This is a genomic window from Desulfitobacterium chlororespirans DSM 11544 (genome assembly GCF_900143285.1).
Lineage (GTDB): Bacteria > Bacillota > Desulfitobacteriia > Desulfitobacteriales > Desulfitobacteriaceae > Desulfitobacterium > Desulfitobacterium chlororespirans.
Genome location: NZ_FRDN01000004.1, coordinates 635886 through 650809 on the forward strand (window position 1 = coordinate 635886; position 14924 = coordinate 650809).

Here is a 14924-nt window from a genome sequence, read left to right on the forward strand (position 1 = left end):
TGTACTCAATCTCGAATTTTAATTTGCAACACAACCCAATTGGCAGAACTGGTATTATTGAATCCATGGGTCTCACCATGAGGCGAGAAAATTATATCCTTTTCTTTCAGACGCATTTCTTCATTGTTGATTGTTATGGTACCTTCACCAGAAATTACATAAAAGACTTCATCGATGTCAGAGTGCTTATGGTCAGGTGTTGTTTGCCCAGGGGCATAAAGCAAAAGTCCTGTATCCAGCCTGCCTTCTTTGAATATTGCCTTACGAGCGCTTTTTTCAGTTGTAAAATCAAGAATATCCCCAATATTAATTTTATTCATCACTTATTGCTCCTATCTTTTTGAAATTTAAAATTAGCTTTCAGCTATTATTAACAATTTAAATCCAAATCAAGCTTAAACGTTAATGCTGTACACTCACTATAATAGTGTTACAAACTATTCGCAAGAAGGCACTATTTTGTGCTATACTAACCAAATAGTAAGTATTGAGTATTAATCGGCAGGAGTGATCATAATGCCATGTGATAAATCATGCCCTATTGAGCATACAGTCAACTTGATCGGGCACAAATGGAAGGTGCTTATTCTAAGAAATCTATTCAATAATGGTACACAAAGGTTCAGTGACCTCAGTAAAGGAATCAGCAAAATAAGCCAGAAGATGCTGACACAACAGCTTCGGCAGCTGGAGGTAGATGGGATAATTTATCGAAAAGTTTATCCGGAGGTACCACCAAAGGTCGAATACTCTCTTACGGCGCTTGGAAACTCTTTAAAACCGATTTTGGATGAAATGAATAGTTGGGGAATAGAACATCTAAAACAAAGTCAACTGGACCAGCACAATAATGAATAATTATCGTACCATGTTCATTACGCATCTTAGCATAAGCGAAATAGCTGAACTGTTATCTGTAACAAGTTATCTGCAACAAGTTGTCAGCTTTACAAAATGAAAAGACATTAGCGCATCTTTACCTACCGGTATCAACTCACGCTGATGTCTTTTCATATTTTTTATTTTGAGCAAGCAGATTACCCGTTATCATACAGCCTTTGCCCAAAGCTCCACATGGCATTCAGTTCACAAAATTCAGCGATATAATATATTTCTCCCCAGCCAATTACCTTGTTTTCAGCAGTATAAAGCTTCTGACTAATGACCAGCAGGGGGTGGCCTTCTTCAACATTTAACAAGGTGCATATTTCTCCGGAAGCATTTTTAGCGCAGATTTTCAAATCCTTCTTAATCGAAAACAATGATGTTTTTTTCCCGGCTAACTCGGGGAACGTAGCATACTTAATTTCCCTTTCGACCAAAGGCAGGCCACGGTTGTAAGGCAAATACTTAACATCATACGCGATTGGGGCACCCTCCGCCAAGAGAAGTCTCTTGATGACAATAACATAGCGGTCGTCAGGAATCTGCAACTCATACATCATTTTCGTGCTGGGGGGAACGACATTCACTTCCAACAGTTTACTGGAGGTGGCAGATCCGCCGGCATTATTCATTTCATTAAAGTTCAAAATATATTTGTCTGTTACCGGTTCGCGGACAAAATATCCTTTTCCGGGCGCAGAATAAGTATAGCCTTCCTGTTCCAATAAGGACAGGCTTTTTCTTACCGTCACTCTGCTGATCTGGTACTCTTGGGACAACTCATTTTCAGAGGGGAGCATATCGCCAGGTTTTAATACGCCCATCTGAATCTTTTTTCTTAATTGATCCACTAATTGAATGTACAAAAGTTCTTTCATTGCTAGCTCCTCAAACAACGCATTTGCCGGGACGAGCATTTATTATGCTTCGAACCAATCCAAACATAGTTTCACTCCTTCTGAGGGGTCGACCGTATAGGCATCGGCTCCGATAAAATCGACGCCGTTTTTGACAATTGTCCCCCCCAGAATAATCTTGACCGAATCCCTTAAACCGGCGGCAGTTATCAATTCCACTGTCTCTTTCATGCCCTCCAGCGCAACAATCAGGACGCCGCTTATCCCCACAATCTGGGGCCTAAACTCCTTGATACGTGCGACAAAGGTTTCCGGGGCAACATCAACCCCTAAATCCAGAACTTCAAATCCAGCCATTTTCATCATGCTGCCGAAAACATTTTTCCCAATATCGTGCAAATCACTTTTGGCAGTCCCCAACAAAACTTTGCCAATCTTGCATTTTTTGCTTTCAGTGGTATAGAGATTCATTTCTTCAATCTTCAGCACATTGTTGAAGATGATGCCGGACATGATCAGATCAGCAATGAAATATTCGCCTTTTTCGTAAAGCTCCCCTACCTTTTCTATCCCGGTTTGGATCTGCTTCAGAATAGATAAAGGCTCCAAACCCTGGCTAAGTTCCTCTTTTACCAGCTTCAAAACGGCTTTTTCATCTAATTCTGCCATTGCCTTAATTAATTTGTCATCCATTCCGCTCACCCACTTTCTCACTGCCGATCGACTAAATCAATTAATTTCCGCTCAACAACTTGTTAATACTTGTATTTTATTATAACTTTCTCAATTTATATGGTCAAGTTCTCAGCATAACCCAGGCGAGCTGGAAATAAAGATAAGGGGCCAAAGGCCCCCATACTGTTTGTGATAGTTTTGCTTGCTTCAGTCTGTTTTTACGCCTATCTGTAAACTCCGTATTCTTTCGTAAATTCGAACATTGCTTTGACATTTTCAGGTTTTGCTTCATCAATCAGCGCCCCACTGTCCATCATGAAGCCGCCGTCTTTGCCGCAAACATCAATCAGTTTCTTACAATAATCTTTGACCTCCTGAGGAGTCCCAAAGTATAGTAATGAATTAGGCACATTGCCGGAAATGCAGGCCACATCGCCCAGTATTTCTTTGGCCCTGAACATGTCCACATGTTCAAAGTGGTATAAGACTTTGCCTTTAGGCACGTCTCTTAAAACCTCCAGGCGCGTGTTCATGCTGCCTTCACCGTAAACCATCGGGGTAAGTCCGGCATCAATCAGCCCCATCAATAATTTTCTCAGGCTAGGCCAGTAAAAGGTTTTATATTGCTCATCAGACATGAAATCATCGACCCCTTTATGCAGCCAGATCCAAACAAAGGGGTTGCCCATGGTTTTGGCCGAATTAATGCCTGATTCGATAGCAATCGGGACCATGGCCTCAACGGCCCTCAACAATTCCTCCGGGTGTTTGCGCATATCCATCAGGGCCGGGACTGTGCCGCGCAGGGTATCCGCCACCATGTCAAAGGGGGCAAAGGCAAAAGCGCCCCAGGCGGCCGGAAAGCCTTTTTCCTTCAGTTTCTGACGATACTCAAAGATCGAGCCAAACCAGCGTGCCAGTTCTTCACTGGCTTGCATCAAGGTATTTAAGGATTTCTGCACTTCCGGCAGGGAGAAAGGGTAAAAGGAAGAGAACCATCCCAGCCAAAGGGAATCCCTCATGGAAGACAAATTGCTGAATGCTTCGAGGGCACCGAAAGACCTGGGGATCCACTTGCTCATAATAAAGTTGGTAGGGTCGGAAATCAACTCTTCATATTCGTTGGCTTTCATATATTCCCCCTCGAGGAATTGATACATGCTGTTTGATCTAACCCCATGCCCAGGCCATCTGAACCATTTAAGGTCCAACAATTCCATAACTTTGGCCGGATACAGCAAAACGTTGTCCCAGGCCAAATCCGGGTCAAAATCCGTATAAAGCTTGTCATGGGCTTCAGCTGCTTTAGTATAATCGTTCATGGCCTCTTCAAGGGTTACCCCATAATGGTAAAATGGGAAAGCCTGAAAAATAGGGATGAGGGGCACCCGGTCAGGAACTTTAAGCTGAATGGCATCATTTACTCTTTTAAGTCTCTCTCCATATAATTGTTCAGGTGACTTATTCACACCAAACACCTCCACAATTTATGTACCAGAATCGTTACTTAACCCATTCCTGGCAAATCTTTACCCCTTCAGCGGCATTTACCGTGAAAGCATCCGCACCAATATGCCTGCAGGCATCTTCAGTTACCGGGCTGCCTCCCAGAATGATTTTAATCCCGTCACGCACGCCAGCGGCCGTTAAGGCATCAACCGTAGCTTTCATGGCGCCGAGAGTCAGCGTCAAAAGCCCGCTCATCCCTACGATCTGCGGCTTTATTTCTTTTACTTTTTCTATAAATACGCTGGAAGGAACATCAATACCCAAATCATAAACTTCAAAACCGGCTGCTTCCATCATGCCTCTAAAGATATTTTTGCCGATATCATGCAAGTCACCTTCAACAGTCCCTAAAACCATTTTGCCGATTTTTTCCGAGCTTGCCTCTCCAATCACCGGTTTTAAAATGCCCAGTGCGTTGTTTAGCAGCTCGCCGGCATAGATCAGATCGCCAACAAAATATTCGTTTTTCCCAAATAAATCACCAACAATAGCCATACCCTGCTGGCAAGCTCCGACCACACTATTGACCTCGGCTTCACTGGGATTTGAGGTAACGAATTCATTTAGCATTTTTTCCATTGATTCTCCGTCGAGATTACCTAAGGCCTGAGTCAATGCCTTTAAATCCATCTTTACATCCTCCCTGAATCAATCTTTCCAACCGGTTAAATCCAAACTGAGCACAAAAGTTTCGCGTTAAAAAGATAAGACAACACCTCCTCATCTCTCAACCCGATATTAACTTGTATTAATAAGTTGTGATTTAAAAATAGCTGCCCTTTGAATTTGGCAGTTTGCTGGTATATTTTTTTCAAGCAATAACTCAGATGTTTATAGATTTTCAACTTATTAATACAAGTATTATCAACTTAATTATAGTTGGGCCATTAGGATTGGTCAATCCTTTTTGTCGTTATTTTCTGACTTTATTGTTTCGTCTTGTTTCCTCTGTTGATCCACCCTTGACGGCAAAATAAGCAAGGCACTCTACGGAATTTAACGTAGAGTGCCTCCGATTTAGTGATTAACGGTTATTCCACCAGCCTGCCGTCGATAAACTGAACGGTTTTATCGGCAAATTCAATCGTAACGGTATGGGTAACCCCAGCCGGGGAATTCGGCCCCGGCAGCTCGCTCCCCATCGTAAACGTGGAACCGACGTCGTCAAAGGGATTATGGAATACCCATGTGGGACGGTAGCGCTGTCCCGTACCAATAACCTTATGATTTTCGTCATAGGTTATCTCGGGTGTATAGGAGCCGAGCAGGTCATGCCCGTTTTTCAGCTGAAAATGAATTTCCAGGTGATTGTCCTTAACCTCATAGGTCATATCCATGTCCTGAGAAGAGACGGAAAAGCCCACGGCAAACAGACTAATGAGAACAAGCAGACATACCACCACACTCCCCACCGCGACGGCGGCCCTGCGGATATAACTGATCCGCACTTTTTTCAGGCAGTCAACTTCCTTATCTCCGGCAATGGGGACCTCTTCCCTGATCTCACCTGCCATCTCACTATGAAAGGTCCGGCATTCTTCGCAGCCGGCCAGGTGTTTTTCGATTTCTTCGTTACTGGCTGTGCTGGCCAGGCCTTCAATATAGGTGGGCAACAGGTCCCGGATAATATCGCATTTCATACCCTTCTCCCCTTCATGATTTTTTGTTTTCCCCTGTAAAACGTGACCCGGGCCCAGGTTTCATCTTTATCCAAAATCTCCCCGATCTCACGGAAGCTGAATTCCCCCGTCAGCGTTTAACCCCTAAACCCGCTTATATCTTGAAACTATAAAAGCATAGCCAACCCACACCATTCCTAAAGTTCCATAGAGCCAAGCAGCGTTGCCGACTGCGGCCAGCAGTATCCCGAACATGCCGCTGCCCGCCGCAATCCCCATGTCCAAGGCGTTCTGCTGCAAAGAAAGGGCGGTCGTGCGTTCGTTCAATTCAGCTTTTTCGGTCATCCAGGCCATTAATACGGCGATGCTGCCAAAATAACCGGCCCCGGAAAACAATCCGGCGGGATAAAAGCAAAGAGGCACTTGCGGGATGATTGAGAACAGCACGATCCCGCTGCCCAATAATAAAAAGGACCAGCTGTTGATGGGCAAACGGCCCCAACGATCGGAAAGCCAGCCGAAGCCAAGATTGCCCAGGATTCCTCCCAGGGAGAAAAGGGTAAAAAAATAACCCGGATTGCTAATCTTGGTTTCATCTTTAAGAAATAAAACCGCAAAAGAGATCAGGATACCATAAATCAAGGCGGCGGCAAAAGTATTGCTTATAATTAAAGGGCACTTTTTTAGGAGCATCCGTAACTTGAGCCTTTGCCGCAAATTCATTTCCCTTTGGATTGCCTCCTGAGGTGGCCCGACTTTCTTTAAGGAAATTAAGAAGATGGGCAGCATCCCTAATAAAGCCAACCAAGCCGTACCCTGAAAAAACAAAGGATACCTGTAATTTTGAATGATATAAAGAGCAAAGACAGGGCCAACCATCAAGGACAATGACGCCACCATCCGCAAGATGCCGATATATTGGCCTTTTTTATCCCTGCCCCCACAGGTGGCAGCGGTTGCCGAAGCGGCCGGAAAATATGAAGCCAACCCTACTGCCTGCAGCAGGCGCAGCAGGACAACCTGCCAAACTTCTCCGGCATAACAGAGCATAACCGAGGCAAGCAAAAAAGAAGCACTGCCCAGAAGCATGACAAAGCGCCTGCCCCGCACATCGGCCAAGGGTCCGAAAAAGAAACGCAGGATTACAGCCGCAGCCAGAAAGAGGGTTGACTGCAATCCCATGATCATGTCCGAGCCGCCCATCCTGGCCAGCAGTACCGGCGTTACCACCATAAAGATATTGTTGTAGGTATAGATAAAAAAAGCGGAAATCAGAAGAATTATGAAATCCCGGCACTCCCTGGCCGGTTGTTCGGAACACATGCCGCTCACTTCCTTCTTGCCAATGACTATACATACTCCTTTAAGCGGGGCAAATCAGTAATTGTTAATCTTCCCCTGCCCTTATGAATCAGATTCTGCTTTTGAAATACGGATAAAGCATTAAAGACGCTGTTGCGGCAAGCACCGACCATCGTCGCCAGTTCCTCGTTATTAAAAGGAATCTCAATATAGCCCTGCTCATTCTGAGGAAATTCTTCCGCCAGTAGAACGAGAAGGGCAGCCAGTCGTTCCGCCGTATTGTATAAGGATATATTGACGATTTCCTCTGCCTCCACCGCCATATGGTGAAAAATGTAACTTGTGAAAGCAGCAAAATATTCAGGGTTGTTCATAACAAAGGTGTAGAGCAGGGAGAACTCACAGGCGTAAAGTGAAGTCGGTAAAATGGCTGTGGCCGTAGTAATCGTCCTTTTTTCTTTAGCTAAATTCTGAAATCCTAAAAGAGAGCTGTTCGTATAGTAAAACAAGGCTTTTTCCCGGCCCTCTTTCGTAACCACGTGAAGTTTAATGATGCCATTGATAATAAAATAACTGTAAAGGTGCGGCTCTTTGTCATGCCAAAGGATTTCACCCTTTGGCAAATGCCTTACCGTGCAGGGTATAAGTTCATTTTTAAATATTGCTTGGATGCTGAGCGATAAATCGTTTCCTTTTAAAAACTGTTTCATAATTTTCGCCATGAAAACGACTCCTTTCCAGGTATACTCGCTGCTTCTTCCTTCTTTCCATCTGTTATTGTCCCATTCAGACATTACAACTTAATCCCATTATACTACAGTTCTTCCCCATAAACGGCCATCAGTTTAGGCCGGCCTTGCTGAGGCTGTGACCGCAGGCAGAAGCAGAAAGGCCGTCCCTCCTGCTCCCGCCCTCACCTCATTTATAGATGAATTCCCTGCATAAAGAAGATCAGGCGCGAGAAGATTTCACCAAGGATGACACATCCCAGAAAGAATCTGACAGCATTTTTACTGCCGATCTTGCCCTTCAGAGCCAGATATGCGATAACGGCCGGCGCCACCAGCCCAATTCCCCAGCGCACCATATCCAAACCCACTGTTGAGGGAAGTACCACATCCATGGTCTGAAGGCGCAGCTGCAGCAGGAACGCTAGAGACACGATAATCTGCACAGCCACGGCGCTTAAAGCCGCTACGGTCATTTCCTTGCCGGCTTTTTCCTCATGATACTGCACATGAAGAGCATAGATCACCGCTGTCCCAAGCAGGAGCGCACTGCTGAAATAATAAACAATCGTCACGCCGCCGTTCCAGGCCGGGATGCCATTGGCTCTCACATAGACCAATGAACAAACCAGAAGCAATCCACAGGACACCACGCTGCCGATGATATAAAGCGCTGCAGGTATCTTCTTATCTTTGTATACCAAAAAGATGGCAACCAGGAGAATGATCCCAAAAACCAGGGACCAAAGCCCTTCCTGGGCGATCATAGAACCCAGATTATGAAAGGCGTTGAGAAAACGGAAAGGCCTGCCCAGGTGGGTCGCCGAGGCCAGCATAGCGATGCCTGCAAGAACCAAAAGGAGAGGCATAACCTGACGCGCTGCTTTTTTCCGGACCTCTGCAGAGGGAATGCTGCTGGCTTGCCAGAGTGTATAGGACAGGAAGGTTCCTGTGCATAAACCCATCAATAACGTGAAAACGATTAAGGATAAATTAAGTTCTGCCATAATTCCACCTCCTACACATAATAAACGGACGGCCCGGTTCCGAATTTCGGCAAAAAGGGCTGGGCGTGTTTGGCGGCGATAAGACGGGAAATCTCACTGTCCGGATCGCTGATCACCCCAAAGATCCGCGCCTCCCCGGGACAGGATTCCACACAATAGGGTTTTTCACCCTTGGCAATGAGTTCCATGCAAAAGGTGCATTTGCTCATCACTTTTTTCTCTGTATCAAATTCCGGGGCATCGTAGGGACAAGTCCAGACACAATATTTACAGCCGATGCAGACATCCTGATTGACTGAAACCAGCCCGTTATCGTCCTTGTGCATCGCTCCTGTCGGACAATTCTTAACGCAGGCCGGATCTGCACAATGATTGCACAGCCGGGGCCGGAAGGCCAGCACCGGATTCGGGTATTTTCCGGCCGGTTGATACATGATCCGGCTGCCGATCGTCTCCACACTGCTCCAATGAGCGTCTCCCGGGACTTTATGATTGATTTTACAGCCGATGACACAAGTTTGGCAGCCTACACATCTTGTGGTGTCAATCAACATTCCGTATTGTTTATTGGACATGGGTCAACCCCCTTGTAATTATACTTTTTGCACTTCCACCAGAACATCATAAAAAGCTGAATTGGTCTGACTGATGGCTTCTTCAACCGGATTAAGGGTTAAGTGGGTTAAGTTTTGCAGATTCCCTTCAATATAGTAATCCGGCGACCAACCGCTGGCTATGGCAGCAACTCCGGGCACAATGCCTTCGGTCACAAAGGCTTTGACCACGCAATGGCCCCGATCGTTGAACACCTTGACCTTATCGCCGTGAGCGATGCCCCTGGCTGCGGCATCCACCGGATTGATCTGAATTTCCGGCTCTGATTGCACGATGCGCAAGGCGGGGTAAAGCATGTGCTGAGTGTGGACGTTCAGGCGGTCATGATAATTGATACACACCAAGGGGAACTTTTTGCCAAGTTCCCCCTGAGGATTTTCCAGCATGGGCTTATAGGTCGGAACATGCTCACCAAGTTCTTTGAGTCTTTCCGTGTAAAATTCGAATTTGCCGGTTGGGGTCTTATACTTTTGATCCTTGAAGGAATAGACAGGGTCAAATATACCGTCAGAGCGGGTGAAAATGCCTTCTTCCACGAATTTATCCCAATTAAAGGCGGCAAATGCGGGATGTTCGGAAGTCATAAAAGTACGCACCCATTCCTCATCGGTTTTATTCCAGAGATGCCCGAAACCCAGTCTTTCGGCGACACCGGAAGCAATTTCGCAATCGGATTTGCTCTCGCCCATGGTGGGGATGGCGGGCTGATCGAGCATAACCCAGGGAGAGCGCACCAGAATGTCCCAAACTTCCCAATGGGTTTTGCCCGGCAGAACCAGATCGGCATATTTGCCTGTCCAGGTCCAGAAGGGATCCACATGAACGATAAAGGGAATGTTCGGCAGAACCTTATGGATCACGCGATTGGCATCCGGCGATTGATTGACAAAGTTGGAGACTCCAATCCAAAGGAATTTGATTTCCCCTTTTTCAGCCATATCGTAGATATGGGCACTTTTTCTCTCGGTAATCGGTTTGCCGCCAATATCGGTCCATTCCTTAAAATTAAAATCAGGTACGGTAACACCGGGAATAGGGTTGATGGAGGAGGTTCCGCCCATATGTGAAGCTCCGCCCCCGGAGACACCGATATAACCGGCTACAGCGGCCAAGGTGGCCACTGTCCGGAAGGGTGAAAAAGAGTTATACACCCGCTGCATCCCTTGACCCATGCGGATACCGGCCGGCTTCATTGTCGCGTACTCATGAGCCAGTTGTTCCACAACTGCCTCTTCCAGTCCGCAGATTTCAGCCGTGGCTTTGATGGTATATTGGGCAGCTTCCTCAGCCAAATCCACAAAGGAGGGATGGCATTGTACGCCCTCGGCAGAGGTATATTCTCCGGCAAGGGCAGGATTTATATTTGAGGCATCCGCAGGGACAATAGTCCGGGAGTTTTCGTCCCAGACAGCATATTTCTCACCCAGGCGCAGATATTGGCCATTGTCGTTGCGCACAAGCAAAGGTGCGCAGCTATTGGCTTTAAGCCAGGCTGTGTCATGCAGATTGTGGGAGATGAGGTAGTTGATCATGCTCAGAGCCAGGGCCGGATCAGTCTGAGGCCGGATGGGGATCCATTGGTCGGCGACCGCCGCGGTGCTGGATTGACGGGGATCGATAACGATGATTTTCGCTCCGTTTTCCCTGGCCTTAATGATGTAACGCAATTCGCTGGTATGGGTATCGGCAAGATTACGGCCCCAGATGATCACCAGTTTGGAGTTCAGATAGTCCCGGGTATCGTGGCCGCCACGCTCCTGACCGAAGACCAGCCTCATGCCCATACTGGCGCCGTGGTCCCCCATCAGCCCTTCTGTGATGTACGTCGTACCGCCGAAACATGCACCTAAACGGGTGGTGGACTCCCAGGCCAGCTTGGCCAGATTGCCTGACATGGTAAAAAAGGACGCTGCTTGTGTTCCATAGTTTTCTTTGGTCTCTATAAGCTTTTCAGCGATGATATCATAAGCCTCATCCCAGGTAATCTGTTCGAATTTCCCTTCCCCCCGCTCTCCCACTCTTTTCATGGGATAGAGTACACGCTTCTTAGGGTCCTGCAGGCGTTGGGCATAACTCATTCCACGCAGACAGGCATTGGGATAATCATCCCGCCCCGGCAAGAGCCCGGGGGTGACGGCGACGATTTTGCCGCCTTGCACATGTCCCTTCAGATGACAGCGCGAAGTACAGTTAACAGTACAACAGCTGTGAACGTATTTGACCGTTGCCTCATCCGCGGCCTTCAAGGCCGGCGAACCGGAGCTCAAAGCACCGGCCATGCCCAGGGAGCTCGTCACTGTAACTGCCCCTATCCCTTTGAGGAACATCCGCCGGGTAATCTTGGGGTCTTTAAAGGATAAACCCATTGAAACTTTTTTCATTAAAATCCTCCTTCCGATTTGTGAATATTATTATGAGTACTCGTTCCTATCTTAACAGCGATCCTTGTTCTCTTCTGCACAATATTGGGCGTAAGTCCACGAGTGTATAACAAAAAGATACGACCCTCATCTCCACTTCCTGGTGATAAGAGTCGTATTTTTCATGAATACTTAAGAGCAAGGGAGCTTTATCTCACGACTAACGCATGAAAGTCTTTATCCATATAGCCCATGTAAGCACATTATATCATTGAGCACCAGCAGCTTGGTTGAGTCCTGCTCCTCAAGATCGATGCAAAGACCTAAGCTTAACACCATTCTGCCCTTCTCACCGATGCGAAAGCCGTCCTCCTTCCATTTCGTGCTAAAACGGCGCTCTTCTTTATAAGGGTATCTGAATCGGGCTTTTGCATCTCTTTTTATTTTCCTTGTGCTTCCAATATTTTTGCGGCTTCTTCCCTTGTGATGGTACCGGATTTCAATTGATCATAGTATTCTCCCAGTTGCTGTCTATACATATTATCGGTTTCAACGGAAATGCTTATGGCCTTATCCAGCTCATTTTCCGGTACACCGTTCTGGAGGTAGAAGGCTTTAGCCTCATTGTAGCTCTGTCCGCTGACCATGGTATTTAACAACTTCTCTAGTGTGGTGTTGTCCAAATCCTGCTGACCCAGGTAATACAACTCATAATTGAGCCCATCCTGCTCCCAGAGGATGATGTCGTTGACAAAATAAACGGTCTTGCCGGCAAGTGTTTCTTTTTTTACTTCTCCTGTAGTGGAAATTCCGTTTTCACCCTTTGAAATCAACAGGGAAATCAGCTCGGAATCCTTTGCATATTGTATCTCAACAGCTTTGTCGGTATGGATTACACTGTTGGCGTAAGCAAAGCCCTCCGGCAGCCAGACAGGCAGCTTAAAATCTACCTTCATGGCCTCACGTGCTTCCTCGGGGGTAGCGCTTTTTTGTGTATTTTCACGGGGCGTCCTAGTATTATCTGTATTTGGTGAAACTTCCGGCAGTTCCTTATCCCGTTGTACAATCTCAATACCGCCCACCTGGCAACGTGCCAGCACCGATTGGAATATTTCTTGGGCATACGCTGTTGTAGAAAGCCCTCCAATCAGGCAAACAGAGGCAATAACTGCCGCAGCTGCCTTCCTATAATTTTTTCTCATATAGCTGTCATCCTTTCTCTTGTTGTAATCTTCATTTATTCCTGTTTCAATTCCCAGCCGCGCCCGGTTATATATTTTTTCTTTATGCCTGTCTGCATCCACTTCTGCGTTGGTAAGCAAGCTGCACACCTCATCAAATTCCTTCAGATCACATTTCTTAGTCATGATTAAATCCTCCCTCATCCAAAAAATCCCGAAGCTTTTTTAGGCTCCTGTACAAAACGACACCAACGTTGGAACTGCTGATGCCCAATAGCTCCGCAATCTCGGCATTTTTGAGACTGGCTGCGAATTTCATGGCAATGATATTTCTTTCCTTTTCTCTGAGTTTGCCCAAGGCGGCAAACAGCTCTTTGTTTTCATCCTTTGCAATCAGATTTTCCTCCGGAGACGGATTAGGGGAAATCTGATCTGATGTAGAATCCAAGGGAATATGAAAGAGTTTTTTACTGGAGCGATAATAGTCTGTGATGATGTTTCTTACGATGGCAAACAGCCATACCTCAAAAGAAGATTTTTCGCGGTTAAAGGTGGCATATTTCGAAACAACCCTTTCAAAAACCTGACTGCACAAATCCTCCGCCATATGCTGATTATTGATCCGGTAGCAGATATATTTGTATACTCGTTTATAATACAGGTCAAAAATCCGGTCGAATTCGGCAGTGGTCATTTTTTGCTGTGATATATATGTTTTTGTATGTTGATTGGAATACATGTTTAATGGGAAAATATCCATTTCTCCTCCTTTCCTTGCATGAAGATAAACTGCGCAATCTATCCATTGATTTTACATGTGTTAATACGCAAGAACCTAAAAAGCATTAACATTATATCTTATTTTTTTTTGAAAAGAGGCCAGAAAATGGCCGGTTTTTATCAGCAATGCTAAGCAGCTCTGATAAAAAGCCGACCATTTTATGGGGTTAAAGCACTAATAGCTTAATTTTATGACATTTAGCGAGAGAGGTGGGTACACAGAAAAGAAACAGAAATATATCCATTTTTTATTTGATATAATATAAATGCTGTTACGTTCAGCATTACTCAGAAATATAGATAAAAAGGAGTTTACTTCACAATGATTCATTCTTTCTTAATGATCGGACAGTCAAATATGGCTGGCCGGGGCTTTTTAAACGATGTTCCACCTATTTATAATGAACGCATAAAGATGCTCCGAAATGGGCTTTTTCAATTTATGGAGGAACCCATAAATTATGATCGCTCAATTGCCGGTGTTGGTCTTGCAGCATCTTTTGCCGCTGCATGGTGTAAGAAAAACAAGCAGGATGAAATAGGTCTTATTCCCTGCGCCGAGGGAGGCAGCAGTCTTGATGATTGGTCAGTGGACGATGCACTCTTTGCCAATGCCATAGCACAGACAAAACTTGCTCAGCGCATTAGCACATTGGAGGGAATAATTTGGCACCAAGGAGAAGCTGAGTCTCATTCGGGAAAGTATCGTGACTATTACGATAAGTTCTTCGTAATTATTGAAAGACTGCGCCAAGTACTTGATGTGCCGGAAATTCCTCTGATCATTGGCGGTCTTGGTGACTATCTTGGCGACGGCATAATGGGAGGGCACTTTAATGAGTACAGCCAAGTCAACGAAGAACTTAAAAGGTTTGCCCACAGTCATAACAACTGTTATTATGTCACAGCTGAGGGATTGACTTGTAATCCAGACGGTATTCATTTAAACGCTGTATCTCAAAGGATTTTTGGTCTGCGCTATTATGAAGCTTATGACCAAAAATGTCATATTCTTGGGCCTGTTAGAAATGAAAACAGAGCAAATGAGATAGATAATTAGTAGTGCTAACATAAATGTTGACCACAAAAATAGGGTTTGCTAACCAAAAAGTTGACCACCTCCAGAGCCTAATTCTGTATGATTGGAGTTGCTGAGACAACAATCGTACAGGGGGAAGGACATGCTAGAGATGGTCGATAAAGAGTATATCAGAAAGAAGCATTTCGTTGAAGGGTGGTCCATCCGAAAGATTAGCCGTAACTTGAAAGTGGCCCGGCAGACCATACGTAAAGCCCTCAATGATTCCCATATTCCTCACTATCAACTGACTAAAGAAAAGCCCTCGCCCGTTTTAGATCCCTATAAAGAAATTATCCGCGAGTGGTTAAAGCAGGATGAATCAGCA

The 14924-nt window shown here is 45.6% G+C and carries 15 protein-coding genes and 2 pseudogenes; 3 read left to right on the forward strand and 14 right to left on the reverse strand.

The genetic code is table 11. The annotated features are described in order from the left end of the window. Positions 1 to 5 precede the first annotated feature (5 nt). Entirely contained in the window at positions 6 to 320 is a 315-nt protein-coding gene (locus BUA14_RS05770; protein ID WP_072771694.1) for a cupin domain-containing protein, read from the reverse strand. A 196-nt stretch (positions 321 to 516) separates the two neighbouring features. Between BUA14_RS05770 and BUA14_RS05775 the strand changes: the two genes are divergently transcribed. Then, the gene (locus BUA14_RS05775; protein WP_072771695.1) at positions 517 to 858 is read left to right on the forward strand and encodes a winged helix-turn-helix transcriptional regulator; all 342 of its coding nucleotides are present in this window, start codon (positions 517 to 519) and stop codon (positions 856 to 858) included. Positions 859 to 1037: 179 nt separating this feature from the next. On the opposite strand, the gene BUA14_RS05780 is transcribed toward BUA14_RS05775, so the two are convergent. The 13 genes and pseudogenes from BUA14_RS05780 to BUA14_RS05840 all read right to left on the reverse strand — a co-directional run bounded on the left by BUA14_RS05780 (position 1038) and on the right by BUA14_RS05840 (position 13498). Beyond that, positions 1038 to 1763: a GntR family transcriptional regulator gene (locus BUA14_RS05780; protein WP_072771696.1), complete on the reverse strand. Its 726-nt coding sequence runs from the start codon at positions 1761 to 1763 to the stop codon at positions 1038 to 1040. Positions 1764 to 1805: 42 nt separating this feature from the next. Then, positions 1806 to 2435: a cobalamin B12-binding domain-containing protein gene (locus BUA14_RS05785; protein WP_005809612.1), complete on the reverse strand. Its 630-nt coding sequence runs from the start codon at positions 2433 to 2435 to the stop codon at positions 1806 to 1808. A gap of 206 nt (positions 2436 to 2641) precedes the next feature. Next, positions 2642 to 3886, reverse strand: coding sequence for a uroporphyrinogen decarboxylase family protein (locus tag BUA14_RS05790; RefSeq protein WP_072771697.1), 1245 nt, complete (start codon positions 3884 to 3886; stop codon positions 2642 to 2644). Between the two features lie 34 nt (positions 3887 to 3920). After that, positions 3921 to 4556, reverse strand: coding sequence for a cobalamin B12-binding domain-containing protein (locus BUA14_RS05795; RefSeq protein WP_072771698.1), 636 nt, complete (start codon positions 4554 to 4556; stop codon positions 3921 to 3923). 401 nt (positions 4557 to 4957) lie between these two features. After that, positions 4958 to 5566: a zf-HC2 domain-containing protein gene (locus tag BUA14_RS05800; RefSeq protein ID WP_072771699.1), complete on the reverse strand. Its 609-nt coding sequence runs from the start codon at positions 5564 to 5566 to the stop codon at positions 4958 to 4960. Next, positions 5563 to 5679 (reverse strand): annotated as a pseudogene (locus BUA14_RS28425) (RNA polymerase subunit sigma); the annotation flags it as partial. The pseudogene BUA14_RS28425 and the gene BUA14_RS05800, both read right to left, overlap by 4 nt. A 10-nt stretch (positions 5680 to 5689) precedes the next feature. Continuing rightward, a complete protein-coding gene (locus tag BUA14_RS05810) occupies positions 5690 to 6868 on the reverse strand; it encodes an MFS transporter (protein ID WP_072771700.1) in 1179 nt (392 codons plus the stop codon). Positions 6869 to 6894: 26 nt separating this feature from the next. Beyond that, complete coding sequence (locus tag BUA14_RS05815) at positions 6895 to 7569, reverse strand: Crp/Fnr family transcriptional regulator (protein ID WP_072771701.1); 675 nt, start codon at positions 7567 to 7569, stop codon at positions 6895 to 6897. Between the two features lie 200 nt (positions 7570 to 7769). Next, entirely contained in the window at positions 7770 to 8582 is an 813-nt protein-coding gene (locus tag BUA14_RS05820) for a dimethyl sulfoxide reductase anchor subunit family protein (protein ID WP_072771702.1), read from the reverse strand. An 11-nt stretch (positions 8583 to 8593) separates the two neighbouring features. Continuing rightward, entirely contained in the window at positions 8594 to 9157 is a 564-nt protein-coding gene (locus BUA14_RS05825) for a 4Fe-4S dicluster domain-containing protein (RefSeq protein WP_072771703.1), read from the reverse strand. Positions 9158 to 9175: 18 nt separating this feature from the next. After that, positions 9176 to 11578: a molybdopterin-dependent oxidoreductase gene (locus tag BUA14_RS05830; protein WP_072771704.1), complete on the reverse strand. Its 2403-nt coding sequence runs from the start codon at positions 11576 to 11578 to the stop codon at positions 9176 to 9178. A 419-nt stretch (positions 11579 to 11997) separates the two neighbouring features. Then, entirely contained in the window at positions 11998 to 12924 is a 927-nt protein-coding gene (locus BUA14_RS05835) for a hypothetical protein (protein ID WP_072771705.1), read from the reverse strand. Continuing rightward, a complete protein-coding gene (locus BUA14_RS05840; protein WP_084078459.1) occupies positions 12917 to 13498 on the reverse strand; it encodes a sigma-70 family RNA polymerase sigma factor in 582 nt (193 codons plus the stop codon). The genes BUA14_RS05835 and BUA14_RS05840 overlap by 8 nt, the downstream gene beginning before the upstream one ends. Positions 13499 to 13840: 342 nt before the next feature. Between BUA14_RS05840 and BUA14_RS05845 the strand changes: the two genes are divergently transcribed. Beyond that, positions 13841 to 14578: a sialate O-acetylesterase gene (locus BUA14_RS05845; protein ID WP_242954567.1), complete on the forward strand. Its 738-nt coding sequence runs from the start codon at positions 13841 to 13843 to the stop codon at positions 14576 to 14578. A 121-nt stretch (positions 14579 to 14699) separates the two neighbouring features. Beyond that, a pseudogene (locus BUA14_RS05850) lies at positions 14700 to 14924 on the forward strand (IS21 family transposase); the annotation flags it as partial.

Excerpts from the sequence above, each read along its gene's own strand:
- BUA14_RS05815 (WP_072771701.1), bottom strand. The coding sequence starts at position 7,569 with ATGGCGAAAATTATGAAACAGTTTTTAAAAGGAAACGATTTATCGCTC.
- BUA14_RS05775 (WP_072771695.1), top strand. The coding sequence starts at position 517 with ATGCCATGTGATAAATCATGCCCTATTGAGCATACAGTCAACTTGATC.
- BUA14_RS05800 (WP_072771699.1), bottom strand. The coding sequence starts at position 5,566 with ATGAAATGCGATATTATCCGGGACCTGTTGCCCACCTATATTGAAGGC.
- BUA14_RS05825 (WP_072771703.1), bottom strand. The coding sequence starts at position 9,157 with ATGTCCAATAAACAATACGGAATGTTGATTGACACCACAAGATGTGTA.
- BUA14_RS05820 (WP_072771702.1), bottom strand. The coding sequence starts at position 8,582 with ATGGCAGAACTTAATTTATCCTTAATCGTTTTCACGTTATTGATGGGT.
- BUA14_RS05845 (WP_242954567.1), top strand. The coding sequence starts at position 13,841 with ATGATTCATTCTTTCTTAATGATCGGACAGTCAAATATGGCTGGCCGG.
- BUA14_RS05785 (WP_005809612.1), bottom strand. The coding sequence starts at position 2,435 with ATGGATGACAAATTAATTAAGGCAATGGCAGAATTAGATGAAAAAGCC.
- BUA14_RS05810 (WP_072771700.1), bottom strand. The coding sequence starts at position 6,868 with ATGTGTTCCGAACAACCGGCCAGGGAGTGCCGGGATTTCATAATTCTT.
- BUA14_RS05795 (WP_072771698.1), bottom strand. The coding sequence starts at position 4,556 with ATGGATTTAAAGGCATTGACTCAGGCCTTAGGTAATCTCGACGGAGAA.
- BUA14_RS05835 (WP_072771705.1), bottom strand. The coding sequence starts at position 12,924 with ATGACTAAGAAATGTGATCTGAAGGAATTTGATGAGGTGTGCAGCTTG.
- BUA14_RS05770 (WP_072771694.1), bottom strand. The coding sequence starts at position 320 with ATGAATAAAATTAATATTGGGGATATTCTTGATTTTACAACTGAAAAA.
- BUA14_RS05830 (WP_072771704.1), bottom strand. The coding sequence starts at position 11,578 with ATGAAAAAAGTTTCAATGGGTTTATCCTTTAAAGACCCCAAGATTACC.
- BUA14_RS05840 (WP_084078459.1), bottom strand. The coding sequence starts at position 13,498 with ATGGATATTTTCCCATTAAACATGTATTCCAATCAACATACAAAAACA.
- BUA14_RS05780 (WP_072771696.1), bottom strand. The coding sequence starts at position 1,763 with ATGAAAGAACTTTTGTACATTCAATTAGTGGATCAATTAAGAAAAAAG.